The sequence below is a fragment of the Brevibacterium sp. 2SA genome (assembly GCF_005502845.1).
GTDB lineage: Bacteria > Actinomycetota > Actinomycetes > Actinomycetales > Brevibacteriaceae > Brevibacterium.
On sequence record NZ_SCMW01000004.1, the window covers coordinates 24393 to 49696 of the forward strand.

The 25304-nt window shown below is 69.7% G+C and carries 19 protein-coding genes; 11 read left to right on the top strand and 8 right to left on the bottom strand.

Annotation, left to right across the window (positions count from 1 at the left end):
* Positions 1-108: 108 nt before the first annotated feature.
* The 5 genes from FFS20_RS02835 to FFS20_RS02855 are packed head-to-tail and all read left to right on the top strand — an operon-like array spanning position 109 to position 5493.
* Entirely contained in the window at positions 109-1704 is a 1596-nt protein-coding gene (locus tag FFS20_RS02835) for a polysaccharide biosynthesis tyrosine autokinase (protein ID WP_137824437.1), read from the top strand.
* Positions 1701-2783: a glycosyltransferase gene (locus tag FFS20_RS02840; RefSeq protein ID WP_137824438.1), complete on the top strand. Its 1083-nt coding sequence runs from the start codon at positions 1701-1703 to the stop codon at positions 2781-2783. Before FFS20_RS02835 ends, FFS20_RS02840 begins: the two co-directional genes overlap by 4 nt.
* Positions 2780-3796 (top strand): glycosyltransferase, encoded by a 1017-nt coding sequence (locus FFS20_RS02845; RefSeq protein ID WP_137824439.1) that lies wholly within the window; start codon positions 2780-2782, stop codon positions 3794-3796. Before FFS20_RS02840 ends, FFS20_RS02845 begins: the two co-directional genes overlap by 4 nt.
* The gene (locus FFS20_RS02850) at positions 3793-4395 is read left to right on the top strand and encodes a low molecular weight phosphatase family protein (protein ID WP_137824440.1); all 603 of its coding nucleotides are present in this window, start codon (positions 3793-3795) and stop codon (positions 4393-4395) included. Before FFS20_RS02845 ends, FFS20_RS02850 begins: the two co-directional genes overlap by 4 nt.
* Before the next feature lie 3 nt (positions 4396-4398).
* A complete protein-coding gene (locus tag FFS20_RS02855; RefSeq protein WP_137824441.1) occupies positions 4399-5493 on the top strand; it encodes an EpsG family protein in 1095 nt (364 codons plus the stop codon).
* A 3-nt stretch (positions 5494-5496) separates the two neighbouring features.
* Here FFS20_RS02855 and FFS20_RS02860 read toward each other — a convergent pair whose 3' ends face one another.
* Both FFS20_RS02860 and FFS20_RS02865 read right to left on the bottom strand, forming a co-directional pair.
* Positions 5497-6783 (bottom strand): hypothetical protein, encoded by a 1287-nt coding sequence (locus tag FFS20_RS02860; protein ID WP_137824442.1) that lies wholly within the window; start codon positions 6781-6783, stop codon positions 5497-5499.
* A 45-nt stretch (positions 6784-6828) separates the two neighbouring features.
* Entirely contained in the window at positions 6829-8049 is a 1221-nt protein-coding gene (locus FFS20_RS02865; protein ID WP_137824443.1) for a peptidoglycan bridge formation glycyltransferase FemA/FemB family protein, read from the bottom strand.
* A 207-nt stretch (positions 8050-8256) separates the two neighbouring features.
* On the opposite strand from FFS20_RS02865, the gene FFS20_RS02870 reads away from it, so the two are divergent.
* Entirely contained in the window at positions 8257-10581 is a 2325-nt protein-coding gene (locus FFS20_RS02870; protein WP_137824444.1) for a helix-turn-helix transcriptional regulator, read from the top strand.
* A 116-nt stretch (positions 10582-10697) separates the two neighbouring features.
* On the opposite strand, the gene FFS20_RS02875 is transcribed toward FFS20_RS02870, so the two are convergent.
* From FFS20_RS02875 to FFS20_RS02885, 3 genes are read right to left on the bottom strand one after another with little or no spacing between them, the layout of a single operon-like run.
* Positions 10698-12458, bottom strand: coding sequence for an ABC transporter permease (locus tag FFS20_RS02875; RefSeq protein WP_249356488.1), 1761 nt, complete (start codon positions 12456-12458; stop codon positions 10698-10700).
* Positions 12458-13393 carry an ABC transporter ATP-binding protein gene (locus tag FFS20_RS02880; RefSeq protein ID WP_137824445.1) on the bottom strand — a complete coding sequence of 312 codons (936 nt, stop codon included), beginning with the start codon at positions 13391-13393 and terminating at the stop codon, positions 12458-12460. The genes FFS20_RS02875 and FFS20_RS02880 overlap by 1 nt, the downstream gene beginning before the upstream one ends.
* Complete coding sequence (locus FFS20_RS02885; RefSeq protein ID WP_249356494.1) at positions 13390-14277, bottom strand: TetR family transcriptional regulator; 888 nt, start codon at positions 14275-14277, stop codon at positions 13390-13392. Before FFS20_RS02885 ends, FFS20_RS02880 begins: the two co-directional genes overlap by 4 nt.
* A gap of 179 nt (positions 14278-14456) precedes the next feature.
* Between FFS20_RS02885 and FFS20_RS02890 the strand changes: the two genes are divergently transcribed.
* Positions 14457-14825, top strand: a complete 369-nt coding sequence (locus FFS20_RS02890) for a metalloregulator ArsR/SmtB family transcription factor (protein ID WP_137824446.1) — start codon at positions 14457-14459, stop codon at positions 14823-14825.
* 26 nt (positions 14826-14851) lie between these two features.
* Positions 14852-15340 (top strand): SRPBCC domain-containing protein, encoded by a 489-nt coding sequence (locus tag FFS20_RS02895; protein ID WP_137824528.1) that lies wholly within the window; start codon positions 14852-14854, stop codon positions 15338-15340.
* 88 nt (positions 15341-15428) lie between these two features.
* Here FFS20_RS02895 and FFS20_RS02900 read toward each other — a convergent pair whose 3' ends face one another.
* The gene (locus tag FFS20_RS02900) at positions 15429-16748 is read right to left on the bottom strand and encodes an MFS transporter (protein WP_137824447.1); all 1320 of its coding nucleotides are present in this window, start codon (positions 16746-16748) and stop codon (positions 15429-15431) included.
* 121 nt (positions 16749-16869) lie between these two features.
* Between FFS20_RS02900 and FFS20_RS02905 the strand changes: the two genes are divergently transcribed.
* Together FFS20_RS02905 and fbaA are read left to right on the top strand one after the other, a co-directional pair.
* Complete coding sequence (locus tag FFS20_RS02905) at positions 16870-18975, top strand: BCCT family transporter (protein WP_249356512.1); 2106 nt, start codon at positions 16870-16872, stop codon at positions 18973-18975.
* A gap of 914 nt (positions 18976-19889) precedes the next feature.
* Complete coding sequence (gene fbaA / locus FFS20_RS02910; RefSeq protein ID WP_137824448.1) at positions 19890-20912, top strand: class II fructose-bisphosphate aldolase; 1023 nt, start codon at positions 19890-19892, stop codon at positions 20910-20912.
* 249 nt (positions 20913-21161) lie between these two features.
* On the opposite strand, the gene modA is transcribed toward fbaA, so the two are convergent.
* On the bottom strand, positions 21162-21932 hold the full coding sequence (gene modA, locus FFS20_RS02915) for a molybdate ABC transporter substrate-binding protein (RefSeq protein WP_137824449.1): 771 nt from the start codon (positions 21930-21932) through the stop codon (positions 21162-21164).
* Positions 21933-22021: 89 nt separating this feature from the next.
* Positions 22022-23689, bottom strand: coding sequence for an amidase (locus FFS20_RS02920; protein ID WP_249356514.1), 1668 nt, complete (start codon positions 23687-23689; stop codon positions 22022-22024).
* 103 nt (positions 23690-23792) lie between these two features.
* Here FFS20_RS02920 and FFS20_RS02925 point away from each other — a divergent pair, with 103 nt between their 5' ends.
* The gene (locus FFS20_RS02925) at positions 23793-25298 is read left to right on the top strand and encodes a cytosine permease (RefSeq protein WP_137824450.1); all 1506 of its coding nucleotides are present in this window, start codon (positions 23793-23795) and stop codon (positions 25296-25298) included.
* The last annotated feature ends 6 nt before the right edge of the window (positions 25299-25304 follow it).

Genomic DNA, 25304 nt, shown 5'->3' on the forward strand with positions numbered 1-25304 from the left:
GGATATCAGAGCACTCAGGCACCCCCATAGCCTGGGACCAGGACGACCACCTCGTCGACCAGCGGCGGTGCTGATCCCCCGCAGTCGCCCACCGGAGCGGAACGAGCCATGAAACTCAAAGAATATCTGCGCCTCATCCGGCGCAACGTCGCCCTCCTCGTCATCGCCACCGTGCTCGGCGGTGCCGCAGGATTCGGGATCTGGGCGCTGCTGCCGACGACGTACTCCTCGCGCACGGAGCTCTTCGCCTCGGTGTCGACCTCGGGCGATCCCTACCAGCTGCAGATGGCGTCGAGCTTCATGCAGGAGCGGATCCAGACCTACGTCGACATGGCGAGCAGCCGGCCCGTGCTCGAACCCGTCATCGACCGCCTCAACCTCGACGAGACGCCGGAGGAGCTGGCCGGACAGGTCAACTCGTACAGCGACCCGCGCACGGTGCTCATCACCGTCGAAGCCACGGCGGCCACGCCCGACGATGCCGCGGCGCTCTCCGACGCCATCGCCGGCAGCCTCGTCACCGTCATCGGCGAGATGGAGAACTCGGGCAGCGCCGACACCGGACAGATCGAACTCAAGGTCGCCAACCCCGCCGTCCCCGCGACGGTCCCGGACGGTCTGCCGCTGTGGATGTGCATCGGCCTCGGACTGCCCGTCGGACTGGCGATCGGACTCGGCATCGCCCTGCTGCGGTCGAACCTCGACAGCCGGCTGCGCGCGAAGGAGGACGTCGAGGCGATCACCTCGGCGACGGTGCTCGCCTCGATCCCCACGGACCCGAAGATCACCGACCAGCCGCTGCTCACCCAGATGGGACTCGACAACGTCCGCGGCGAGGCCTACCGCCGGCTCCGGACGAACCTCGGCTTCGCCCAGGTCGACGACACGAACTCGGCGATCCTCATCACCTCGGCGGGAGCGCAGGAGGGCAAGTCGACGACGAGCATCAATCTCGCGATCGCGCTCGCCCAGGCCGGCAGCCGGGTCGCCCTCGTCGATGTCGATCTGAGGCAGCCGACGGTCGCGGAGAAGCTCGGCCTCGAGAACTCCGTGGGACTGACGACCGCCCTCGTCGGGTCCGCCGACCTCTCCGAGCTCATGCAGCCCTGGGGGCAGGACGAGCTCTACGTCCTCACGGCCGGGATGATGCCGCCGAACCCCACGGAGCTGCTCGATTCGCGGGCGATGGGAACTCTCATCAAACGCCTGACCGGGGAGTTCGACATCGTCATCCTCGACGGGCCGCCGCTGCTGCCGGTCGCCGACAGTCTCGTGCTGTCGAAGCAGGTCGGCCGGGTCCTCCTCGTCGCCAGTGTCGGGCAGGTGCGCACGAACGACCTCCAGGAGGCGGTGCGCGGCCTCGACGTCCTCGATGTGCCCGTCGACGTCGTCCTCAACCGCGTGCCGCGCACCTCGGCGGAGACCAACGGCTACTACCAGTGCTACTCGAGCCGGATGCAGAAGCAGACCGCGGGGCCGGGACCCGAGATCCCCTCCGATGTGCCGCCGTCCGATGTGCCGCGGACCTGGCCGGGCAGCACCGAGGACGCCTGGTCCGGTCGCAGCAGCGACCAGACCGCCGAGGCGGCGAGCCCGACCTGGACGACGAGCGACGACGCCACTGCAGGACGTCACCTGCGCCCGCGGAGACTGGCGCGCACCGGAGGGCTGACGCGGCGGGAGAGCATGGGACGACTGCCATGAGGATCGGCCTGCTCGCCAGCGTCGGGCACATGATCGATTCGTTCTTTCCCGAGATCATCGCGTCGTGGACGGCCGCGGGGCATGCGGTGTCGACCGCGGCCGGGACCCCGACCGCCGACGGGCACGGGGTCGTCATCGCCGGTCTCGGCAGGCGCCCGGGGCCGGGCATGGTCGCGGCCCGGGCGGGGCTGCGCTCCTGGGTCCGGGACGCCGGGATCGACGTCGTCGTCACGAACTCCGCGACGGCGTCGGGGCTCGTGCGCTCCGCCTCGCTCGACGTTCCCGTCGTCTACTTCTGCCACGGACTGCACTGGAACACCGGAACCCGACCGGCCGACCGGATGTGGCAGACCGTGGAGCGCTCGCTGCTGGGACGCACGAGCGGGATCATCACCATCAACTCCGACGACCATGCGTGGTTCGCCCCCCGTGTCGAGGCCCACCGACTGCTCCGCCTGGAGACCGGGGTCGGACTCGACCTCGAGCGGTACGCAGCGGCACCGGCGCTCCCGGTGGTCGGCAACCGGCTCGAGCTCGTCTGGATCGGCGAGTTCAGCCCCCGCAAGCGACCCGACCTCGCCCTCGACGTCGTCGCCGGTCTCAGGGCGGCGGGAGTCGACGTCCGCCTGCGGATGCTCGGCGACGGGCCGCTGCGAGCCCGGATCGCCGATCGGGTGCGCCGTCTCGGCCTCGCCGATGCCGTCACCGCCCATGGATTCGGCACGGTCGTCGACGCCCTGAGCGGCAGTCACGGTCTTCTCCACACGGCGGCGTGGGAGGGCCTGCCGCGGGTGATGCTCGAAGCCGTCGCCGTGGGTCGACGCTCGTACGCCTTCGACGTCAAAGGCGTGCGCGACATCCCCGAGGCCCGGCTCGTGACCGATCGCGACAGTGCGGCCCTCGTCGCCGCGATCGCCGAGGACTGGTCGACAGGACGGATGGCGGCGCCCCTGACCTACGATCGCTCGCGCCTCGACTCGGCGGAGACGGCAGAGTCGGTGAGGGTCTTCCTCGAGTCGCTCGTCGACCGCACGTCCCGGCCCGCGTCGAGCGCTGCGATCGGTCGGGGCGAGCGATGAGCGGCGCCGAGGTCCTCGTCTCCGTCATCGTCCCCGTCCTCAACGGCGAGGCGCGCCTGCAGGCGACGCTCGACTCGGTGCTCGCGCAGCGCCATCGCGCCCTCGAACTCATCGTCGTCGACGACGGCTCGACCGACGCCACGCCTGCGCTCCTCGCCGACCTCGCCGCGGCGGATCCCAGGGTTCGCACCCTCCGCCAGCCGAATCGCGGTGTCTCCGCGGCCCGGAACCGCGGTCTCGATGCGGCGCACGGCGAGTGGATCCTCTTCCTCGACGCCGACGACCTGCTCATCGACCCGCTGCTCCTCACAGCGCTCGTCCGGGCCGGTGGGGACGATGCAGACATCGTCGGCTTCGCCTCCACCGACGACCCGGCTGCCATCGGCCGCGCCGGACCCGATGGCGACCGTCGGCTGCAGGCGGCACTCGCCGAGGCGGTCGACGTCGTCCTCGACCACCGGCAGATCGCGACGATGATCGCCGCTGAGACCGCGAACGCGGTATGGGACAAGGCCTACCGGCGCTCCCTCATCGATGCGGGAGGCACCCGTTTCCTCGAGGGCGTCCGCATGGGTGAGGACCTCCTCTTCAACCTCGAGTGCGTGTCCCGCGCCGAGGCGGTGCGGACGGTGCCGATCCGCGGTCACTTCTATCGGCGGGGCGGGACCGCCTCGGCGACCGGACGCTACCTCCCCGACAAGTTCACGGATCTCACGATCGTCGGGAAGCGGCTCGCGGACTGGGCGCAGAGTACAGGATCGTCCGAGCTCGTCGCGGCCGTCGACTTCATCAGGGCGAAAAACGTCTTCTCGTGCGTGCGCGACCTCCACCGCCCCGACTGCGACGTTCCCAGGGAGCAGCGGTTGGCCCGGGCGAGGGAGTACCGGATCGAGGTGCCCTCGGTGCGGATGGACGGTCTCGGACCGGGGCGGCGGATGCTCGGCTCCGCCTACAACCTCCTCGGGTACCGCTCGCTCTTCCGCCTCACCGGTCTCGTCGGAGGCCGCCGATGAACGGGGGATGGGACGTCGACCTGGGGCCGTTCTCCATCCTCGTCGTGTGCACCGGCAATGTCTGCCGGTCCCCGCTCGCCGAGCGGGTGCTCCAGGACGGCCTCGATGAGCTGGCGCCCCTGCAGTTCGCGGTCTCCAGCGCCGGGACTCAGGGGCTTCCCGACGACACGGTGACCCCGGAGATCGCCCGGATCGCCGGACGCTACGGGCTGACCTTCGACGGGTTCGCCTCGCGGCGGCTCGAACCCGGCCACATCCGCACCGCCGACCTCGTCCTCACGATGGAGCGGGCGCAGCGCGCAGCCGTCGTGCAGATGCTGCCGGCGGCCCTCAAGCGCACGTTCACGCTGCGCGAGTTCGCCCGCATCCTGCCCCTCGTGCCGCCTGAGAACGGCTCGTCGCCGACGGAGCGGTGGCAGTCGCTCGCGGCGCTGGCGCAGCGGTACCGTCACGCGGCCCCCGGCGACGGCGGCAACGACGACGTCGTCGACCCGATCGGCGGCACAGACGAGGTCCACCAGACGATGCTCGATGAGATGATGCCGGCAATCCGGACGCTTCTCAAATGGGAGCAGCAGTTCGACCGAATCGAGGCGTGAGCGATGTTCCTCGTCTCGTGGTTCGTGCTCGCCACCCTGTGGATCGTCGGCTTCTGCGTCGTCGGGGAGACCTCGAAGTTCCGTCACTGGAGCAACGCGCTGTTTCCCATCCTCTCGCTCGTGACGATCACGGTGCTGGCCGCCTCGGCGGCGAACTACGACGTCGTCGACAAGAACCGCTACGCCCTCGAATTCGAGTCGATGAGCTTCGCGTCGCCGGACGAGATCTTCGCTGCCACCGTCGCCGACGGCAGGGAGCCGGCGTACCTGCTGTTCAACTGGATCGTCGGGCTCTTCACCCATGATTCTCGCGTCTACTTCATCGTCGCGGCGGCCTTCTGCGGGATCATGCTCGCCGCGACCCTGTGGCTCGTCCTCGGCTCCGGCTGGCAGACGGCCGTTGTGCTCTACGTGACGTTCTGCTTCGGCTTCTTCATGGACTATTCGAGCTTCCTGCTCCGGCAGGGGCTGTCGATCTCGTTCCTCTTCCTCGCCCTGGCCCTCGTCCTGCGCGGCGCCAGGCTCGGGTGGATCGTCCTCCTCGTCGGGGTCGGTCTGCTCTTCCACTGGTCGGCCATTCCCGCGGCGCTCATCATCGTCCTCATCCGGCTCATCCGCATGCGCACCGACATCCTCCTCGGCGCGTGGGTGATCCTCTCCGCCGCCTACTTCACGGGGATGAACGAGCGCCTGGCCGGGCCCCTCGGCTCGAGCGTCGAGCAGGTCGACGTCTACTCCGACCCCTCACTGGCCGCGGAGTACACCGGCGGCACGAACCGTCCGAGCTTCTGGCTCTTCAGCGCGGGCCCGCTGGCCGTGTCCTACGCCGCCTTCAAGAAGCTCACCGGCCTGCCCGTGTGGTATCCGCAGCTGCTCAACGCCTTCATCCTCCTCAACGGGTACTTCCTGCTCATGGGATTCGTCTTCTTCAGCGACCGCCTCGCCGCGTACTCGTGGTCGCTCGTGCCCGCCGTCGTCTCGATCCCCTTCCTCGCCTACCGCGGGACGGCCGCCCCCGTCGTGCGCCTCGGCCTGCTCGTCGCGTTCACCCTGTGGGCGGTCTACTTCGGATCGTTCGACGTCCTCGTCGACCGGTGACCCTCAGCCGCGGCCGCCCTGACTCGGCACCGGGTCCGCGACCGGGTCGAGACGGCGGGCAGGGCCCGCCGGCAGCCACGCGAGCAGCAGCTCACCGGCATACCGGCCGACGGAACCGCACAGCAGCGCGAGGCACCCGGCCTCCACCGCCGGCATCCCGACGGCTCCGGCGATCCCGCCGCTGAGCAGCGCGACAGCGACCGAGAACGCACCGACGAAGGTCGTCGCCCAGTACCGGTTGAGCACGAGCAGCGTCGCCGAGAGCAGATACGTGGGCACGGTGATGACCGCGGCGAGGGCGAGCATTCCGATCGCGGGTGCCGACAGAGCGAAGGCGTCGCCGTAGACGGCGACGAGCAGCGGACTGCCGACGACGAGGGCGACGATGATGAGCGGACTGAGTGCGCCTGAGATGATCCCGCCCCGCAGCAGGGACGTCCGCAGCAGGGGCGGTGCCGCGGGGTCCTCGTGGAGACGACGGTAGATCGGCAGCATGACGGTCTCGACGGATGCTCCGACGAGGTTCGCGAAGACGACGAGGTACGCGGCCGAGGCGTACCGTCCGACGTCGTCGGCGGTTCCGAAGAGCGCAACGACGCCGAGCGGGGCGTAGGACGTCAGCGAATAGATCCCCTGCATGAGCGACAGCGGCAGTCCCGCGGTGAGGAGGGTGCGCACCTCGGTGCCGGTGGAGGCGGAGTCTGACGGACGATCGTCGCCCGCGGCGCGATCCGGGGCGGGGGCGCGCTGCCCGAGGACGGCGGTGACGACGGCGACGAGCAGGGCCGTCCCGGCCACACCCCACAGGGCACTGACCACCGACCCCGTGACGGCCATGACGAGGGTGACGGTGACGGCGGTGACGACGGCGCTGCCGATGAGGATGAGCCCGAACGCCCGGAGCCGTTCGGCCCTCTGCAGGCGTGCGAAGAAGAGGTCGGCGATCGTGTCGCAGAGTTTGATGACGAGCACGGCAGCCGCCATCGGCCAGGAGAGCTCGGAGACGACGAGCCCGAGCACGAGGAGGCCGATCCCGGCGGCCACGGCGGCGCCGCAGATCCGCACACCGAGGTAGACGCTCCAGCGGACGCGCGCCTGCAGGGTGAGATAGAGGTTGCGCAGTCCCAGCTGGGAGAGGATGAACACCGGCGTGAGAGCGGCGATGAGGGTTGAGTACTGGCCGACCGCGGTGGGTCCGTCCTGGCGGGCGAAGAGCCACACGAGGTACCACTGCGCCGCGGCCGTCGAGATGTTGCCGACAGTCACGAGCAGCAGCGAGGCTTTCGGCATGTCGGGTGTCCTGTCGGTGGGAGGCGGAGGCGGTGCAGACCCCGCTTATCGGGATGCTAGCGGCGATGCCCGCCTCTCGGTCTGCCTCCGGAGCGTCTTTGCGGGACTCCGCAGTGCGCGTGCGGTTGCCGGGCGCAGCGCGCGCAGGCGGGCGCGCAACGGCAGCACCGTTGCGAAGGCACGGTAGACGGCAGGCTGCAGCGGCAGATCCCACGCGCCGATGTACTCGTGGGCATCGGCCCCCATCTCCGCCTTGAAGCGGATGAGACCGGACGCGTGGTCGCCGGCGTCGAGGGTGTCCTCGACCCCACCGAGGTCGAGGAGCTTCGCGCCGTCGGCCACGGCCCGCCGGATGATCGCCCAGTACACCGCGTTCGACGGCCGGGCCTCCGGTCGCACCGCGCTCGTCGCAGCGAGGACCCCCTGCACCCGGTCGCCGATCCGCGCGGTGGCGTTCGCCGCGACCGCGTCCCCGTCGTGACGTGCGACGTGGAGAGCGAAGTCCCCGGGGAAGGTCTCTCCCATGGTCTCCCAGATCGCCTCGAGGTACTCGCGCGGCTGCGGGTCGAAGCCGTTGCGCTCGGCTGTTTCGACGAAGAGGCGATGGACCTCGCCGAGGTCGTCGCGACCACCCGGACGGACCTCCACCTCGGCGCGCGCGGCCTTGCGGATGTTCTTCCGCCACGTCTTCGACATCTTCTTCAGCGCTGTCTCCTCGGTGCCGTCGTCGAAGCGCAGGTGGAAGTTCAGCCGCGGCTGACTCGCCTCGGTGTCGGGGTCGCCGACGATCTGTCGCCACCCGCGCCGTGCCAGCAGCTCGGTCAGCTGGAGAGCCGCCTCGTCGACGGCATCGGGTGGGAGGTCGGAGAAGCGGCGGACCGCGGCATCGGCGAGGCCCGCGCGCACGGTCGCCGAATCCCACCGCCGCAGGGTGAGCGGGGGAGTGATGCGCACACCGAAGACGCGGCGGGCGCGCAGGTGGGTCGTGAGCGCGGTGAGCTGATCGTCGACGTCCGGCGACGACCAGTCGATGAGCGGGCCCTGCGGGATGTAGGCGAACCGCAGGCGACTGCCGGGCATCCGCCGATACCTGATGACGGCCGCCGCGACCGGCTCATCGCCGCCGGCGAACCAGCCCACGGGTTCGTGCTCCCAGTCGGTGCTGCGGGCGAGACTCCACTCGGGGGTCTGCTGATAGCTGGCGTCCCCCGTGCGGTCGAGGAACCTCCAGTATTCATCTGTCGCGATCGTGCGCACCGTGTTCATGATGCTCAAGCGTAGGGAGGCCCGCTGCCCGACTCCATGGCTCACGCGGACTGTTTCGCCGACCCGCACAACCCTGACGGCTTCCCGCAGGTCCGCCCCGCGACGGCGGTCTCTGGCGGGCGCGTCCCCCAGACTGGTTCCACAGCAGCGGTTCCACCCACGGTGGGAGCTCCCCGCTGGCGACGCAGATCGAGGAGAGGCTGCGATATGTTCATCGATCAACTCAGCGCGGTGGTTCCCCGCCGAGGTGGAGGTCTGGAGAAGATGGTCCCCGGTACCGACCCCGCCGAGGCCGGCGGGTCTGCCGAGACAGGCGGCCCTGCCGAGGCCGGCGGGCTCGCGCAGACGGGCCGGGCGGCCGAGTTCGCCGACTTCGCCCGCGAACTCGGTCTCGCTCCTGACGAGTCCGCGACCGAGCTGTTCGCCGCGAGCGCCGGGTGCCTCGCGCTCGGGCGGATCGCAGCCGCTGCCGTCGCCCGCGTCGACCACTCCGTCGATCCCACCTCCCGCAGCTTCGCCGACTACGTCGCCGCGCAGACGCCGCCGCTCGACCTCGGCCTGCCCGCCGAGGACCTGTGGGTCGCGACGGTGCTGTCCCACCTCGGCGCGTTCACCGAACGGACTGCGCTCTTCGCGCTCGCCTCTGTGCCCCCGCCGGGGGCCGGTCCCCAGGACGCCGAGGGCGTGCTCATGCGCCTGCGCATGTCGGGCATCGTCGCCGATGCCGGAGCCGACGGCGGCCGGCGGCTCCTGCGCGTGCCCGTCCTGCTCGCGGCGAGCCTGCGCCGCAGCGCGGCCGCCGCGGACAGCGGAAGCGAGGCGTCCGGCCTCCTCTCACATCTCGTCCCCGCTCTCGTCGACCATCTCGAGACCGCCGAGGCGATCGATGCGCAGGTGCTCGCCGACGTCCTCGACCTCGCCCGCCGCGCCCGGCACTGGGACGTGCTCGTCCGGCTCGCCGATTCCGTCGGGCTGCCGATGTTCCTCCTCTCCCCGGAAGCCGCCTGCGCTGCCTACGGCGGACTCCCGCCCGAGGCGATGACGGTCGAACCGGACCTTGCCCTCATGGCCCGCATCGCCGAGGACATCATCGACCTCCTCGGCGGAGATTTCGATCAGCAGCGACTGCAGGAGGCCCTCATCGGGGAGACGCGGACCGGCCGGCTCCGTGAACTCTGCTTCCTCGCCGTCCCCGATGCACCCCCGTCGCAGGTGATCGTCACCGAGGTGGGACCGGCGACCGTGCTGCGGGACATGTCGAGCCTCGTTGCCGCCGGACGCCACAGCGAGGCCGCCGACCTCGGCCTGTCGGCGCGCATCCGGCCCGGTGCGAAACGCGCCCAGCTCATCATCCGCCTCGTCGCCGCGATCTGCGCCTTCCACGACGGGGACGTCGCTCGTGCCCGGGCGGTCCTCCACGACGTCGAGGTCCAGGCCGCCCCGCGTCACGTCGACGGCGACTACCTCGTGCCCGCCGCCGTCGCGTGGGCGGCATTGGCCTCAGCGGTCGCCGGGGACCACGAGCGCACCGATGCGCTGCTGGCGCGACTGGCCCGGACGGCGCCGCGCCCGACTCTCGTCGACGACGTCGTGCGCTCGCCGTGGCGCATCGCCACGGCCCTGCGCGCGCTCGACCGCCTCGACCTCGACCTCGCCGCGGACTGCCTCGCCGACGTCGACCGGGCACCGGATGGGATGGGACTGCGCATCTGGATCCCCGTCATCGGACGGCGGCTGGCCGTGCTCGCCGCCCGCACCACAGCCGACCTCATCATCGCCAACGACGACGTCGCCCATGACGACCTCGACGACGGGGTGCCGAGCACGACGCTGCCTCGGCTGAGCCGCGACCTCGTGTCCGGCGGCCGCAGCGCCGTCTTCACCGCGCTCGGTCAGCTGCGGTGGGCCGAGGTCGAACTCGAGCAGATGTCGCCGGACTCCGCCGCCCGCGTCGTCGCCGGTGTGCGCGTCGAACTCGTCGCCGGGCGCAGCGAGTCCGCAATCGCCCAGGTCGAAGCGTGGTTCTATCATCCGCTGCTCACCCCCACCGGACGGGCCGAGCTCGCCGCGATCCGGGCGGCGGCGCAGGCTCGGCTGGGCCGCGACGCCGAGGCGCTCGACGAGTTCCGCACGACCCTCGGACTCACCGCGCTCGTCAGCTCCCTGCTGCCGCTGGCCTGGCTGCCCCGGACCGACCGCATCCGACTCCTCGACCTCAGCGCCGGCGATCCGGCGTGGGAGCCGGTGTTCCGGGCGTTCGCCGAGACCGGGCGCGCCCAGCTCCTCACGCGGCTGCGCGAGGTCGGTGCGGTGTCGGTGTCCGAGGTGTCGATGCCGCAGCTGAGCAAGGCCGAAGCCCACCTGCTCGATCTCCTCGCCACCGACCGCTCGATCGCCCAGATCTCCGCGGAGCTCCACCAGGTGCCGGGGACGGTGAAGAACCGCCTCTCGGCCCTCTACCGCAAGTTCGGCGTCTCCGGCCGGGCGGAGGCGATCACGCGGGCCGGGGCGCTCGGCTTCCTCCCGCCATGACGGCCGCGCACGCCGACGTTGCGCGCGCCACGACCCCGCGCCACGACCCCGCGGAGACAGCCCGCCCAGGCGGGACGGCGTCAGGCTGTGACGACGCCCCGCCTCGGCGAGGGGAATCACGCGGTGATGAGGTTGCGCCGGCGGAAGCCCACCGCGCCGATGAGCGTGAGGACGATGCCTCCCGCGGTCAGCCACGCGATCGCCGCCGGTTCGAGGTCGACCGACGGGTACTGCCCGATGTGGACGAACACGGACAGGTCGAGGATCGCCTCGTCGAGCTGGAGCATCGTGCCGAAGAACGCGAGGACCGCGGAGGCGGCGAAGACGATCCAGCCGATGCCCATGACCCGCGGGACGATGCCGTAGGCGAGGAAGGCGATGCCGAGCAGCGCCCAGATCGCCGGGGTCTGCGCGAGGTGGCCGACGAAGGTGGGACCGAGCAGATCCCAGTCGCCGGTCGAGGCCGCGGCCCCGAAGCCCTCGCCGAAGCCGCCGAGCGCCATGAGCAGGAGCGCGCCGAGGAACGACACGCTCGCCCAGGCGAGCATCCACCCCGGCCGGCTGACCCCGGTGGCGAGCACGGGTTCGGTGCGGAACCCCTGCTCCTCGGCCCGCAGGCCGCCGGCGGAGATGAGTGCGAAGACGGCGACGATGATCGCGAAGTAGAGCCCCATGAACCCGAGATAGCCGTCGACGATGCCGTCGGCTCCGCCCATGATCGCCAGGATCTCCGGCGGCATGCCGTCCGCACTCTCGGCCATCGCCGAGGTGAACGAGCCGAAGACGACGCCCATGATGAGGACGCCGAGCGACCACCAGAGCAGGCTCGAGCGCTGGAGGCGCAGGGCGAGGGCGAACGGGGAGGACAGGGCCGCCGACGCGGTCGGGCGACCGAGCCGGTCGGGGAGGATGCCCGCGGCGAGGTCGCGCTTCGACTGGAGGGCGAGGGCGACCGGGACGAGGACGACGAGCAGGCCCACGCACAGCAGCAGCGGCCACCAGCGGTCGAGCGTGAACGGCGCGGTCTGCTGCGCCCAGCCCAGGGGTGAGAGCCACGACAGCCACTCGAGGTCCCCGCCCTGGACGGCGGACATGTCGCCGAGCCCGCGGACGATGAAGAACACCGCGAGGATCGCCCCGGCGATGCCCGAGCAGGCGCGCGCGAACGCCGAGAGCTGCGCGGTCACCGCGGCGACCCCGGCGAACACCCAGCCGACCGCGCCGATGCTCGCCCCGAAGAGCAGGGCCGAGGAGAACGGTCGGGGTTCGGCTTCGGAGGCGGCGAACGCGACCGTCGTGCCGAGCGCGACGAGGACGTTCATCCCCAGCGTGAGGACGAGCGCGGCGATGAGCTGGGTGTGGCGTCCGGTGACATCGGCCCGGACGAGTTCGGCCCGCCCGGTCTGCTCCTCGCTGCGGGTGTGGCGGGAGATCGTGAGGATCGACATGAGGGCGGCGCCGAGCATGAGGAAGACACCGTACATCCCGACGATGAAGCGCGGCACGGTGATGTCGTCGAAGCCGTAGCCGGGTCCCGTGATGAGTCCCATGACGGGGTTCTTCGCGAACACCGTCATCGCTTCGAGCGAGCTGCCGTCGAGGACGAGGGCGATCGCGTTCGAGAAGTACGCGGCCATCGCCGAGAGGCCGAGCACCCACAGCGGCAGGCGCCAGCGGTCACGGCGGAGCATGAAGCGCAGCAGGGTGCCGAGCCCGGTGAGGTTCGTGCCCCGCTCGGCCCGGTGGGCCGGGTGGTCCCGGTGTCCCGCTGGTGCCGCATGCCGACCGTGGGTGCCGGGAGGCGCCGAGGTGAGCAGACGGGTGGAGCCGGGGTTCTCCCCGCGGGTCCGGGCCGTCGTCGCCGTGTGCGTGTTCATCACCGGTCCTCCGATCCGTAGTGGCGCAGCAGGAGCTGTTCGAGAGTGGGCGGCGTGGCCGTCAGCGACCGGATGTCGTGCTCGCCGAGGGCCCGCATGATCCCCGGCAGCTGCGCGGTGTCGGCGCTGAAGTGCAGCTGCGGTCCTTCGCGGACGAGATCGTGGACACCGGTCATCGTCGTCAGCTGCGGGATGTCCTTCTCGACCTGGACGGTCACGGTCGTCCGCGACAGGTGGCGCAGGTCCGCGAGCGCCCCGGTCTCGACGATCCTGCCGGCGCGGATGATCGAGACCCGATCGGCGAGTGCTTCGACCTGCGCGAGGATGTGGCTTGAGAGCAGCACCGTGCGCCCCTGGTCCTTCGCCTCGCGGATGCACTCCTGGAAGACGGCCTCCATGAGCGGATCGAGACCGGCCGTCGGCTCGTCGAGGAGGAGCAGCTCGACGTTCGAGGCGAGGGCGGAGATGAGCGCGACCTTCTGCCGGTTGCCCTTCGAGTACGTCCGTCCCTTCTTCCGCGGGTCGAGGTCGAAGCGCTCGATGAGCTCGTCGCGCTTGGCCGTGTCGACGCCGCCGCGCAACCGGGAGAACAGGTCGATCGCCTCGCCGCCGGTCAGCCCCGGCCACAGTTCGACGTCGCCGGGAACGTAGGCGAGCCGCCGGTGCAGTGACACCGCGTGCGACCACGGATTCTCGCCGAGGAGGCTGATCCGTCCCGCATCCGAGCGCAGGATCCCGAGCAGGATCCGGATCGTCGTCGACTTGCCCGCGCCGTTGGGTCCGAGGAAGCCGTGGACCTCTCCGCGGGCGACGGAGAGGGTGAGCCCGTCGAGGGCGCGGACGCGACCGTAGGTCTTGACGACGGCGGTCATCTCGATGGCCGCCGAGGTGTGTGGGGTCGTGGTGCGGTCTGCAGTGCTGGTCTGAACGGTCATGATGGGTCATCTCCCTGGGATCGGGTGCGTGATGAGGTCGGTGGGTCTGTGTCGGCAGTGGGAGCTGTGTCGGCTGCGGTGGTTGCGCCGTCTGCGGTGGTTGCGTCGTCTGCGGGGGCTGTGCTCTGTGGAGGCGGTGAGCCGTCGGGTGCTGTGCCGCCTGCGGACGCTGTGCCGTCGGGCGAGCCGGGTGGACCGGTGGCGGGCAGTTCCGCGCTCGCCGGCCCTGCGCCGGCCGTCGGCTCTCCGGCCGGGCTGCCCGGCGGCGACGTCGGTGCCGAGGCGAGCACGCCGTTCCAGTAGAGGTCGAGCAGGTGCGGGGCGAGCCGCGTCATCGTCGAAGCGACGTCGGCGGTGCCGAGGTTCGCCTCGAGGCGACGGCTGAGCATCGCCGGGGCCAGGGCCATGACGGCGAGCATCGCGGCCTGCCCGCGGGTGTCGTCGCTCTTCCGGAACTCGTAGCCGGCGAAGCCCTCGACGATGTAGGACTCGACGAGATCGACGTAGTGGTCGAAGTAGCGCTGCCCGTGCTCGCTCGGATCGAGCAGCGATTTGAGCAGATAGTCCACAGCCGTCGACATGGCCGGGTCGTCGAACATCATCTGCACGGCCATGACCGCGTACCCGGCGTTCTCCACCTTCTTCTCGGTGATGAGGTCGAAGACGTGGTCGTCGCACGCGGTGCGCAGTCCCTCCTTCGACCCGAAATGGTGGATGACGAGTCCGGGGGAGACTCCTGCTGCCGCGGCGATGCCGCGCACGGTGGCTTTCGCGAAGCCGTGCTCGGCGAACTCGGTGACAGCGGCGTCGAGGATCCTCCTGGCCGTCTCCGGCGAAGTGTTCGGGGAGCGGGAGGGCTCACCCTTCGGAGTGGTTGAACGCATGTTTAATATTAAACGCGTGTTCAATCGCTGCGTCAACAGGTCGTCGGTGAATTCTTCCGAGCCGCAATGAGCCCGGCGGTCGGGTTCGCCTCCGGCTGGGCGTCGTCGGCGGGGTGGGGCGAGCGATTCGGCGGCCGCGCATCTCTTGACGTACAACCATTCGGTTGTAAGATGTGGGCATGACAGCCCGACTCGACGACGACGTCGACGCGATGTTCCAGGCGTTGGCGGATCGGACGCGGCGCGACATCGTCCGCCGCGTCCTCGTCGACGGACTGTCCGTGTCCGAACTCGCCGAGGACTACGACATGAGCTTCGCCGCCGTGCAGAAGCACGTCGCCGTGCTCGAGCGGGCAGGTCTCGTGACGAAGGAGCGCAGCGGACGTCGCCAGGTCACCCGGGCCGATGTCGGCGCGATCCGCACTGTGCGCGACCTCCTCGGCGATCTCGAACTCCAATGGCGGGACCGCGTCGATCGCATCGATGCTCTGCTCGCCGCCGACGACGCGGACACGACGCCTCCGCCCCGCCCGGGCGCGGAGGGATGAGTGCATTCAACGACGAAGGAGCAGCCATGCCGGTGACGGAGACCAGCCACAACGAGGACACGAAGACCCTGACGATGGTCGCGCAGTTCGCCGCCCCGCCAGAGAGGGTCTGGGACGTCTACGCCGATCCGCGGCAGCTCGAGAAGGTGTGGGGACCGCCGACGCATCCGGCCACCGTCGTCGACCACGACCTCGTCCCCGGCGGCCGCGTCACCTACTACATGACCGGACCCGAGGGGGAGAAGTACTACGGCCTGTGGGAGGTCACCGCGGTCGATGCGCCCGTCAGCTTCTCCTTCCGCGACTACTTCGCCGACGAGAACTTCGACATCGCGCAGTCCCTGCCCGGCAGTGCGAACACGTACACGTTCACCGCTGACGGTGACGGCACGAAGGCCGTCTACACTTCGGTCTTCGACACCGCCGAAGGGCTGAAGACGGTGCTCGAGATGGGTGTCGTCGAAGGCGCCACGGCTGCGATCGGGCAGATCGACGACCTCCTCGCGAAGGACTGACGATCTCCCGCCTCGGCGGGGACGAACACGGGCCGACCTCCCGTCTCGGTGCGGTCGGGCACGGAACGATCTCCCGCCCCGGCGGGATTCACTCCTTCGCCATCGCCGCCATCGACCGCTGCGGTGCGTCCGACTTCACCGCGATGATGAGGGCGAGGCCGACGATGAGGACGATGATGATGCCGAGCGTGCCCGCACGCTGATATCCGAGCAGGGAGATGAAGAGCGCGAACATCGCCGGGCCGAGGAAGCTCACGGCCCGGCCGGTCGTCGCGTAGAGGCCGAAGTTCTCGCCGGCGCGCTCGGGCGGGGTGAGGCGGGCGAGGAACGACCGCGACGAGGCCTGGACCGGGCCGACGCAGAAGCTGAGGACGAGCGCGCACACCCAGAACACGGCCGGGTCGTCGGTGAGGAGGATCGGCACTCCGCCGGCGATGATGACGATGAGCCCGGTGATGATCACGGGCTTGGGGCCGAAGCGGTCGTCGAAGAGCCCGGCGATCATCGCCCCGGCGCCGGCCGCGACGTTCGCCGCGACGCCGAGGATGATGATCTCCGTGGCCGAGAAGCCGTAGCTGCCGGCCGCGAGCACCCCGGCGAACGCGAAGATCGCGGCGAGCCCGTCGCGGAAGATCGCCGAGGCGATGAAGAAGCGCAGGGTCTGATGCTCGTGCTTCCACATCCGCACGAGACGGCGGACGAGGGACGCGTAGTCGGCGATGAATGCCCTGATCGGATGGCCTCCCGAGGTGCCCGTGACCTTCGCGCCGGGGGCGGTGAGGAGGACGGGGATCGCGAAGACCGCGAACCACACGGCCGAGAGCACCGCGACGATGCGGAAGCGCAGGCCGCCCTCGTCGGTGGCGCCGAAGAGCCCGACCTCGGGTTGGATGACGAGGACGAGGAGGAGGACGAGGAGGACGAGCCCGCCCGCATAGCCCATGCCCCAGCCGAAGCCGGAGACCTTGCCGACGTTGTCGGGGGTCGTGATGCGGACCATGATGCCGTTGTAGGCCACCTCGGCGAACTCGAAGAAGACGCTGCCCACGGCGATGAGGAGCAGACCCAGCCACAGATAGGCGGGGGAGTCGCGGACGAAGAAGAGACCGGCCATCGTCACGATGACGATTCCCGTGTGGACGCCGAGCCAGAGCCGGTGCCGCCCGCCCGCATCGGCGCGGGTGCCGACGGCCGGGGCGACGAGGGCGATGACGAGCCCAGCGGCGGCCATCGACCAGCCGAGTGCCGCAGAGCCGGACTCCTCGCTGCTCGCCACGGCCTTCGTCAGGTACGGGGTGAAGACGAATGTGATGATGACGGCATTGAACGACGCCGAACCCCAGTCCCACAGCGCCCAGCTGAAGACGCCGATGCGCGAGCTGACAGGGGTTCGCGGAGGTGAGTGCATGTCGTCACTGTACTGAATTCCCAGGTCCGAGAATGTTCATTGGGTGAGAGTTCGGTTGATGTTCCCTCTGGATTGGGGCAAGGTAGAAGGTCGGTTAAGTGCACTCGATGCGAAGGAAATCATGACTGATTCTCAAGCGGAAAAGGCCACAGCGGCGGGGGATCCGCCAGGCGGAGACGAGGCAGCGACCGCCTCGCACGATGCGGAGACCGTGTCCGGCACGGATTCCTCAGGTGCCTCGATCTCGCCCGAAGACCAGGCACACTACCTCTTCGGAGCCCCCGATCCGGTCAGGCTGCACCTGCCCGATCGGCTCCACATCGGCGAAGACGACACCGATGACGCGATCACGGAGAAGCTGCGGCGGCAGGGCGTGAAGATCGGTCGAGGCATGATCGCCCCGCGCGTCTTCTGGCCCGCCCTCATCGTCATCGTCGCCGTCGCCGGACTCTCGGTGCTCTTCCCCGACAGCGCGGGACAGGTCATCCTCGACATCCAGGCCTGGATCGTCGCCGACCTCGGCTGGTACTACATGCTCGTCGTCGGCGCCTTCGTCGCCTTCGCGATCTTCGTCGGCGTCTCGAAGTACGGCCGGATCAAGCTCGGCAAGGATGAGGACGAACCCGAATTCGGCGTCCTCTCCTGGTTCGCCATGCTCTTCGCCGCCGGCATGGGCATCGGCCTCGTCTTCTACGGTGTCGCCGAACCGCTCACCTACGCCACGACCGGGCCGAAGCCCGGATGGGGCGGCAACGAGGTCGAGAACGCCCAGCTGGGTATGGCTCAGACCTTCGTCCACTGGGGTCTGCACCCCTGGGCGCTCTACGCCGTGCTCGGCATGGCGCTCGCCTACGCGATCCACCGCCGCGGTCGCCCGCTGTCGATCCGCTGGGCGCTCGAACCGCTGCTCGGCCGCTACGTCAAGGGCTGGGCCGGCGACACGATCGACGTCATCGCGATCTTCGGCACCGTCTTCGGCATCGCGACCTCGCTCGGCCTCGGCGTGCAGCAGATCTCGGCGGGACTCGCGCACATCGGCGTCGTCGGTGAGTACGACAACCTCTTCCTCATCATCCTCATCGTCATCATCACGCTGCTCGCCACCACCTCGGTGGTCTCCGGCGTGGGCGCGGGCATCAAGTGGCTGTCGAACATCAACCTGACGATGGCTGGCGTCCTGCTCGTCACCGTGCTCGTGTTCGGACCCACGCTCTTCCTCTTCCAGAACTTCGTCGAATCCCTCGGCGTCTACCTCGCCAACGTGCTCGGCATGACCTTCGACATCGGCGCCTACACCGGTGAGGAGGGTGCCGAGTGGAACGCGTCGTGGACCCTCTTCTACTGGGGCTGGTGGATCTCGTGGGCACCGTTCGTCGGTGTCTTCATCGCCCGCATCTCGCGGGGCCGCACCGTGCGCGAGTTCATCGCCGGTGTCCTCCTCGTGCCCTCGCTCGTCGGGTTCTTCTGGTTCTCCGTCATGGGCGGAACCGGCATCTTCCGCCAGCTCTTCGGTGCCGGCGACCTCGTCGACCCGGAGGAGGGCGTCGTCGCCGAGCGTGTGCTCTTCGACGTCCTCGGCGATCTGCCGCTGGGCTCGATCCTCTCGGTCATCGCGATCATCCTCGTGGCGATCTTCTTCATCACGTCCTCGGACTCCGGTTCGCTCGTCGTCGACATGCTCGCCTCCGGCGGTCACCCGAACCCGCCGATCTGGTCGCGTGTGCTCTGGGCGCTGCTCGAGGGTGCGCTCGCGATCGCGCTGCTCACCGCCGGTGGTCTCACCGCGCTGCAAGCGGGGTCGCTGATCACAGCGCTGCCGTTCAGCATCATCCTCATCCTCGTGTGCATCTCGACGCTCAAGGCGTTCGGGAAGGAAGCGAAGCGCACGGCGGCGATCGAGCGCGCGGCGGCCTACCGGGCCGTCGGCGAGCACCTCGCCGATGACTTCGACGAGTACCTCGGCGACATCGTCGATGAGCGCATCGACTACCAGATCACCCGCAGCAAGGGACTCATCGAGCGTCAGCGCGAGAAGGTCGTGCGCAAGGACGACCCGCGGTCCGGCGGGGCGCGTTCCGGTGGGGCGCGCGACGGCGGGGCGCGTTCAGGTGGGGCGCGCGACGGCGGATCCGGCAAGGACACCGGGCGCAAGTTCAGTCTGCGCAAGGACGGTCCTGGTCGGGACGGTTCCGAGCGCGGTCAGTCCGGACGCGACGGCCTCGAGTAGAACCCGAATTCGGGATCTCAAGTCCGAGCGGCGGGGCCCGGCACTCGACTGAGCGGCCGGGACCTGGCGCGAGACGACGGGGCCCGCCACCAGCCGTGGTGCTCTGCCGAGACAGCCCGGCCCGGTCATCGGACCGCAGCGGCGGCCATGTGGATTCCTCACATGGCCGCCGTTCTCGTCTGCGCAGACGACCCGAAGTCTGCAGGGGCGGACGCGAACCCGGTGACCGCCTCGGCGAGTGCCCGGGCGGGGCGACCACCTCGGCGAGTGCCCGGGTACGGCTCACCCTGGTTTCGGCGGCTCACGTCATCACATGAGCCCTGGAAACCAGGGTGAGCCGCAACGGACGCATCCGCGGAGATGCCGGTCGGCCGACGACGGGCGTCCGACCACCGGGATGCGTGCGACCCGGCGGCCACCTCGGCGGGGGCGGACGCGAATCCGGCGGCCGCCTCGGCGGGAGCGGTCGTGAACCCGGCGGCCACCTCGGCGAGTGCCCGGGCAGGGCTCACCCTGGTTTCGGCGGCTCACGTCATCATATGAGCCCTGGAAACCAGGGTGAGCCGCAACGGACGCAGGCTCGCCCGGCGCGTCGCGGGGAAGAGGCCCCGGCGCGCAAGAGGGGACGAACTGCCCGACACCTCGCGGGGAAGGGGCACCCGGCGCGGACGCGGCGCCGAGCCACCCGACGCGAGTGCGGGTGACGGTCATTCGGCGCCGCACGGGGTTGGGCCGCCCTGTGCCACACGGGGAAGTATCACCCGGCGCCACAGGGGGACGGCCACCCGGCGCGAACGGGCGGTCGGGGCGGGGCGACCGACGGCGAGCAGGTCGGCGGATGTGCTTCAGTCGGCTGGGGAGAACCGAGTAGGGTGGAGGCACACGACCGCCACCGGACCGACCAAGGAGCCCACATGCCCATTGCCAGCCCCGATGTGTACGCCGAGATGATCGACCGGGCGAAGTCCCAGGGATTCGCCTACCCGGCGATCAACTGCACGTCCTCGCAGACGATCAACGCAGCGATCCGCGGATTCGCCGAGGCGGGATCCGACGGCATCATCCAGCTCTCGACCGGCGGCGCGGAGTACATCTCCGGCCCGACGATCAAGGACCGCGTGCGCGGAGCGATCGCGTTCTCCGCGTTCGCCAACGAGGTCGCCAAGAGCTACGACGTCAACATCGCCCTCCACACCGACCACGCCCCCAAGGACGCCGTCGAAGCCTGGGTCAAGCCCCTCCTCGAAGCCTCGACCGAACGCGTGAAGTCCGGCGGTCAGCCCTACTTCCAGTCGCACATGTGGGACGGTTCGGCCGTGCCGCTCGATGAGAACCTCACTCTCGCCGAGGAGCTGCTCGGCCTGGCGGCGGCTGCCAACGTCATCCTCGAGATCGAGGTGGGCGTCGTCGGAGGCGAAGAGGACGGCGTCGAGAACGAGATCAACGAACAGCTCTACACCACCGTCGAGGACGGTCTGGCCACGGTCCGCGCGCTCGGCACGGGGGAGAAGGGCCGGTACCTCACGGCGCTCACCTTCGGCAACGTCCACGGCGTCTACAAGCCCGGCAACGTCAAGCTCCGCCCCGAGCTCCTCGGCGAGATCCAGGCCGCCGTCGGCAAGGAGGTCGGCAAGGACAAGCCGTTCGACCTCGTCTTCCACGGCGGCTCGGGCTCGAGTGCTGAGGAGATCGCCGAGGCGGTCCGCCACGGAGTCGTGAAGATGAACGTCGACACCGACACCCAGTACGCGTTCACCCGTCCTGTCGCCGATCACATGTTCCGCCACTACGACGGCGTGCTCAAGATCGACGGCGAGGTCGGCAACAAGAAGGAATACGATCCGCGGTCGTACGGCAAGGCCGCCGAGGCGGGCATGGCCGCGCGCGTCGTCGAAGCCTGCGAGAACCTCGGGTCTGCCGGTACGAGCGTGAAGTGACGACACCCGGCGCCGACATGTCACGGGATTGAGTGGTCGCGCACGAACGACCCACGCCGCGGCAGACCGAAGGGCCTCGCTTCGCCATAGTGCGAAGCGAGGCCCTTCGGTGTGTTGGGAGGCGGTGTGCTGGGGGAGGCGGTGCGTCGGCGGAACGGTGCGCCCGGGGGAGCCGGTGTGTTGGGAGCCGGCGCGCTGGGAGCCGGTGTGCTCGGAGGCGAGCGGAGATCGAATCCCCGGGCCACCGTCCTACGGCGTTGAGAAGCCGGCGTCCTGCAGCAGTCTGACGGACTCCTCCGAGCTGAGGAACTTCACGAAGGCATCGGCCTGTTCCTGGTTCTCACTCGCCTTCACTGTGGCCGCGGGGTACTGGTTGACGACCTTGTCCGCACCGTCGAGGTCGACCTCGTCGACCGAGCCGTCGGCACGGGCGACATCGGTGACGTAGACGATGCCGGCGTCGGCCTGCCCGGCGCTCACCTTGCCGAGGACGTCGGTGACCGAGTTCTCCTCACTGGCGGGATCGAGCGTCACGCCGTTCTGGTCCGCCCACTTCTGCGTGGCCGCACCGCAGGGAACCTGGGGCGCGCAGACGACGAGATCATTGCCGGCGAAGTCCTGCGAACTCGCGATGTTCTTCGGGTTGCCGGGAGCCACAGCGAGCGTGAGCGTGTTCGAGGCGAAGACCTCGGGGGCTCCGGCGAGCAGGTCGGCGGTCTCGAGATCGTTCATCGTCTTCTCATCGGCGGTGGCGATGACATCGGCGGGAGCGCCTTCCGTGATCTGCGAGACGAGGTCGGAGGACCCGGCGAAGGAGAACGTCACGTCGACGTTGGGTTCGGTCTTCTTGAACTCGGCGGCGATCTCGTCGAAGACCTCGGTCAGCGACGCGGCGGCGAAGACGGTGAGCGTCGTCGACTCCGCGGAATCGGTCTGCGAGTCGGATCCGGACGCCCCGGTCGAGCAGGCGCTGAGGGTGAGCAGTGCGGCAGTGCACATGGCAATCAGTCTCTTCTTCATTGGGCCAATCTATCCGCATATGCGGAGAAAACACACAGGCAAGTCAGTATTTGAGATAGAAATGGAAAAGTTTTTCCGAAACTCCGTCGCTAGGCGGTCGGTTCGGTTCCGGCGGCGAACTCCCAGTGCTCATCGACCGGAGGCAGCGGGCGCGGACCGCGCACCCGCTCGAAGTCCCATGCCAGGCCGAGCAGCGTCGCATCCGTGTAGGCGGCGCCGGCGAAGGTGACGCCCACCGGCATCCTCGTCGACGCCATCGTTCCCATCGACGTCGTCACCGTGGGCACCCCGAGGTGGCGCAGCGCGAGGTTGCCGTTCGAGTAGTGCGTTCCGTTGCGCCATGCGAGGTCCGCCGAGGTGGGATCGCGATCGGCGTCGGCGCCTCCGACGTCCGCGTTCGCGGGGAAGACGACGGCGTCGAAGCCCTCATCGTCGAGCCAGTCCTCGAGCAGTCGGACGCGGAGGTCCTCGAGCTCCCCGAGCGCCTCGGCGAACCCGGGGATCGCGGTGATGTCGATGCCGGAGGGGTGGGCGCGGGCGACGGCGACGATGTCGTCGTAGCGGTTGAGGTTGTCGGCGACCTCCGGATAGCGATCGGGCAGCGCTCCGGCGGGCAGCGGGAAGAGGAGGGCCGGGTCCGCCTTGAGGAGGCTGTCCAGTGCCGGGTCCCCGTTCGCGCGGAGGAAGTCGTCCCAGCCGAAGGCGGGCAGGGTGGTGAATTCGTGTTCCATCCAGCCGTGGGGGAGGTCGGCCGCCTCGGCGAGCCTCTCGTGGGTCGGACTTGTGCCCTCGTACTCGTCGATGAGCGGGAAGTCGGTCTCGATGACCGTCGCCCCTGCCGCTTCGAGACGTGCCCGCGTGTCCTCCCACAGGGCGCGCACGTCGGGGTGGACCTCGATGATCGGATCCGCGCCGAGGTAGCGGCGAGGGGCCGCGAGCCGCGCCCCGGCGAGCATGCCGGGGCGGCCGATGACCCGGAAGTCCGCGGGACGCCACTCGCTCGGACGCGGCAGCGGGACGGCGGTCTGGAGACGCCAGAAGTCCCCGCGCGTCTCAGGGTCGTCGGCGACGAGGACATTGAGCACCTCGAGGAGGTCGGTGACGGACTTCGTGTGCGGGACGACGACGTCGCGGGTGGGGAACAGGGGCCAGTTCCCGCGCAGGGAGATGAGTCCGCGCGAGGGGGTGTAGGCGACGATGCCGTTGTTCGAGGCGGGGCTGCGGCCCGACGACACGGTCTCCTCCCCGAGGCCGAACTGGCAGAGTGAGGCGGCCACGGCGACGCCCGAGCCGTTCGACGACCCCGACGCGTAGGCGGCGGCGAGGAAATCCCGGTTGAAGGGACTCTCCGCGCGCCCGTAGAGACCGCGCTGCATGCCGCCGTCGGCCAGCGGCGGCATCGTCGTCTTGCCGATGAGAACTGCGCCCGCCGCGCGGAGGCGGGCGACTGAAAATGCGTCCCACCGGGCTTCGAGGTCGGCGAACGCCGGTGACCCTGCGGCGACCGTGAGGCCGGCGGCCATGAACGAGTCCTTGACGGTGAAGGGGATTCCCTCGAGAGGGCGGACTGTTCCGGCGGCGAGCCTGCGGTCGGACTCCGCAGCCTCGGCATGGGCCGCCGGGTTGTCGACGACGACGGCATTGAGCGCGGGATCGGCCGCGATGCGGGCGAGGTGGACATTCAGCAGCTCTGCGGCGGAGATCGCGCCCGCAGTCAGCTGTGCGCGGAGTTCGGCGATCGTGATGGTCGGCGGCACTGGGGTCATCATTGCTCCCGGTCTCAATGGCGATGTCAGTCATTGACTGAAAATTCAGTCAGTATTACGATAGCCGACACAATGACGTTTCCAAAGGAGTGAGATGGCGAACTCAGCACAACGACGTGCGCAGACCCCGGGCGCAGCCTGCGACATGGGAGGGAAGGCGGACCGGTTCGGTCGCGTCGAACGCGCAGGCGTCGACTTCGTCCCGATCGCGGCGCGTCGATCGACGCCGGGAAACCTCTTCCGCGTCTTCGTCGGCGGCAACCTCGCCCTGTCCGTGGTGATCTTCGGGTGGCTGCCGATCTCCTTCGGGCTCAGCTTCTGGCAGGCGGTTGCCTCGAGCGCCGTCGGTCTCGTCATCGGGCTCGGACTCATGGTGCCGATGACGCTGCTGGGCACCCGCACCGGAACGAACAATCCCGTCTCCAGCGGCGCCCACTTCGGGATGCGTGGGCGCCTGCTCGGATCGACGCTGACGCTCCTCTTCGCCATCGCCTATGCGGCGATCGCCGTGTGGACCTCCGGGGAGGCGCTCGTCGCCGGAGCGCACCGCCTCTTCGGGACCGCGCAGAACGACACGGCGTTCCTCATCGGCTACGCGATCATCGCCGTCGAGGTCGTGCTCATCGCCCTCTTCGGGCATGGGACGATCGTCGCCCTGCAGAAGGTCATCATCCCCGTCGCCGGCATCCTGCTCTGCCTCGGCGTCGTCGCCTATGCTCCCGGGTTCGATCCTGCGGCGCCGGCCGAGGGCTACCTTCTCGGCGACTTCTGGCCGACGTGGCTCTTCGCGGTGACGATCTCGATCGGCGGTCCCCTCTCCTATGCGCCGTCGGTCGGCGACTACACGCGACGGATCTCGCCGCAGAGATTCAGCGACCGGCAGGTGGCTCTGGCAGCCTCGGCGGGGATCTTCACCGGCCTCTTCGCGACCGCGGTCTTCGGTGCGTTCACCGCTTCGACGTTCCCAGCACTCTCGGAGTCCTATGTCGCCGACCTCGTCGCCGCCGCCCCGACCTGGTATCTCGTCCCACTGCTCGTGCTCGCCGTCTTCGGCGGCTTCGGTCAGGGCGTCATCAATATCTACGCCAGTGGACTCGACCTCGAATCGATCATCCCCCGCCTCTCGCGCATCCAGACGACGCTGATCACCTCGGGCATCGCCGTCGTCGTCATGTACCTCGGAGTCATCGCCACCGATGCGATCTCCTCGATCACCGCGATGACCGTCGTGCTCAACGCCTTCGCCGGAACGTGGGTCGTCATCAACGGCATCGGCTTCCTCGTCGCCCGTCGGGGCCGCTACGACCCGGTCGCCCTTCAGCGGTTCGGATTCGGGCTGAGCGGCGGACGGTACTGGTTCTCCCGCGGCTGGAATCTGCGGGCGGTCATCCCGTTCCTCGGCGGCGCGACCGCGGGCCTCCTCACCGTGCAGAACGAGCTCTACGCGGCACCGCTGGCCGACGTCGCCGGTGGCGTGGACATCAGCCTGCCGGTCTCGATGATCGTCGGCGGGGGACTCTATTTGTGTGCGCTGCGGGTGTGGCCGGAGACTGGTGTCGACGACGACGCACCGGCGCCCGCCGAGGAGGCACGCCGATGAGAGAGG

Excerpts from the sequence above, each read along its gene's own strand:
- FFS20_RS02835 (WP_137824437.1), top strand. The coding sequence starts at position 109 with ATGAAACTCAAAGAATATCTGCGCCTCATCCGGCGCAACGTCGCCCTC.
- FFS20_RS02840 (WP_137824438.1), top strand. The coding sequence starts at position 1,701 with ATGAGGATCGGCCTGCTCGCCAGCGTCGGGCACATGATCGATTCGTTC.
- FFS20_RS02845 (WP_137824439.1), top strand. The coding sequence starts at position 2,780 with ATGAGCGGCGCCGAGGTCCTCGTCTCCGTCATCGTCCCCGTCCTCAAC.
- FFS20_RS02850 (WP_137824440.1), top strand. The coding sequence starts at position 3,793 with ATGAACGGGGGATGGGACGTCGACCTGGGGCCGTTCTCCATCCTCGTC.
- FFS20_RS02855 (WP_137824441.1), top strand. The coding sequence starts at position 4,399 with ATGTTCCTCGTCTCGTGGTTCGTGCTCGCCACCCTGTGGATCGTCGGC.
- FFS20_RS02860 (WP_137824442.1), bottom strand. The coding sequence starts at position 6,783 with ATGCCGAAAGCCTCGCTGCTGCTCGTGACTGTCGGCAACATCTCGACG.
- FFS20_RS02865 (WP_137824443.1), bottom strand. The coding sequence starts at position 8,049 with ATGAACACGGTGCGCACGATCGCGACAGATGAATACTGGAGGTTCCTC.
- FFS20_RS02870 (WP_137824444.1), top strand. The coding sequence starts at position 8,257 with ATGTTCATCGATCAACTCAGCGCGGTGGTTCCCCGCCGAGGTGGAGGT.
- FFS20_RS02875 (WP_249356488.1), bottom strand. The coding sequence starts at position 12,458 with ATGAACACGCACACGGCGACGACGGCCCGGACCCGCGGGGAGAACCCC.
- FFS20_RS02880 (WP_137824445.1), bottom strand. The coding sequence starts at position 13,393 with ATGACCGTTCAGACCAGCACTGCAGACCGCACCACGACCCCACACACC.
- FFS20_RS02885 (WP_249356494.1), bottom strand. The coding sequence starts at position 14,277 with ATGCGTTCAACCACTCCGAAGGGTGAGCCCTCCCGCTCCCCGAACACT.
- FFS20_RS02890 (WP_137824446.1), top strand. The coding sequence starts at position 14,457 with ATGACAGCCCGACTCGACGACGACGTCGACGCGATGTTCCAGGCGTTG.
- FFS20_RS02895 (WP_137824528.1), top strand. The coding sequence starts at position 14,852 with ATGCCGGTGACGGAGACCAGCCACAACGAGGACACGAAGACCCTGACG.
- FFS20_RS02900 (WP_137824447.1), bottom strand. The coding sequence starts at position 16,748 with ATGCACTCACCTCCGCGAACCCCTGTCAGCTCGCGCATCGGCGTCTTC.
- FFS20_RS02905 (WP_249356512.1), top strand. The coding sequence starts at position 16,870 with ATGACTGATTCTCAAGCGGAAAAGGCCACAGCGGCGGGGGATCCGCCA.
- fbaA (WP_137824448.1), top strand. The coding sequence starts at position 19,890 with ATGCCCATTGCCAGCCCCGATGTGTACGCCGAGATGATCGACCGGGCG.
- modA (WP_137824449.1), bottom strand. The coding sequence starts at position 21,932 with ATGAAGAAGAGACTGATTGCCATGTGCACTGCCGCACTGCTCACCCTC.
- FFS20_RS02925 (WP_137824450.1), top strand. The coding sequence starts at position 23,793 with ATGGCGAACTCAGCACAACGACGTGCGCAGACCCCGGGCGCAGCCTGC.